Raw genomic sequence first — 1,191 nt, forward strand, 5'->3', positions numbered from 1 at the left:
CTAGTGCCGTATCAAGCAACGTTGGGTAGGTAATCCGGTCGGCGGATTGTGGAGTTGACGGCGAAGTGGCGTTTGGGGTGGCTGTGGCGGTTGTGCCAGCGGAGGTAGCCGGCGATGGCGGCTTCCTGGGCTGTGTGGCTGGGGTAGTCGCTGCCGTCGAGGGTGAAGTAGCGGATCGCGGTGAACTCGCACTCGATCCAGTTCAGCCAGGAGGCGTTGGTGGGTGTGTAGACCAGCTCGATGTCGTTGGCCGCGCACCAGGTCCTGACCTCGGCTTTGCCGTGGGGACCGTAGTTGTCGCAGATCAGGTAGAGCTTCCCTGTCGGGAAGCGGCGACGGAGCTGCTTGCAGAAGTCGAGGAACTGTGGCCAGCGTTTGCGGTCACGGAATCGGTAGAACATCTGTCCGGTGGCGAGGTCGAGCGCGGCGAACATCTGCCGGACTCCTTTGGTGCGGGTGTAGGTCGCGCGCAGCCGGGCTGGGCGGCCGCGGGGGAACCAGCCGCGGCCGGGGCGGGGTTGCAGGTTCAGCGGCCCGAACTCGTCGACGCAGATCACTCGTCCGTCGGCGGGCGGCCGGTCGTAGAGGTCGAGGATGCGGTTCTTTTTGGCCACGAAGTCCGGGTCCTTGCTGGCTTTCCAGGTTTTCGTCGCCTGCCAGGACACGCCTGCCTTGCGCAGGATCTGCCGGACGGTCTCGGTGCTGGTTCTGATCCACGCGTGTGAGGCGAGATACGTGACCAGCTTGGTCAGGCTCCAAGTCGTGAACGGCAACCCCAGTTCGGTGGGTTTGCAGGCAGCGATGCGGCAGATCTGATCACGGGCGGCCGGCCCGAACTTAGCTGGTCGGCCGCCCCTCCATTTTGGGGACAACGCCGCGAACCCGGACTCGTTGAACGCGTGGATCACCTCCCGCACATAGCCTTCTGTCGCGGCGAACATCGCCGCGATCTCCCGCGCGGACCGGCCCTGCACCGACGCCAGCACGATCCCGGACCGCCGCAGCCGCACCCGATCCTTCGCCGACCTCGTGATCTTGACCAGCCGCTGCGCTTCCTCCGGCTCCAACGACCGCGCGAACACCTCCGGCTGACGCGCCACCAGCCTCACCTCCACGCCCAGCCTCGCGACCACCAGCCCGGATGTCCACGCGACACGGTTACGACGTCAACGTTTCTTGATGAGGCACTAG

Annotated in this window: 1 protein-coding gene; it reads right to left on the reverse strand. The window is 65.7% G+C overall.

The genetic code is table 11. From position 1 onward, the window contains the following. Nucleotides 1-11: 11 nt before the first annotated feature. Nucleotides 12-1,100 carry an IS630 family transposase gene (locus BS329_RS41310; RefSeq protein WP_084750889.1) on the reverse strand — a complete coding sequence of 363 codons (1,089 nt, stop codon included), beginning with the start codon at nucleotides 1,098-1,100 and terminating at the stop codon, nucleotides 12-14. Nucleotides 1,101-1,191: the final 91 nt, after the last annotated feature.

The organism is Amycolatopsis coloradensis, from assembly GCF_001953865.1.
Classification (GTDB): Bacteria; Actinomycetota; Actinomycetes; order Mycobacteriales; family Pseudonocardiaceae; genus Amycolatopsis; species Amycolatopsis coloradensis.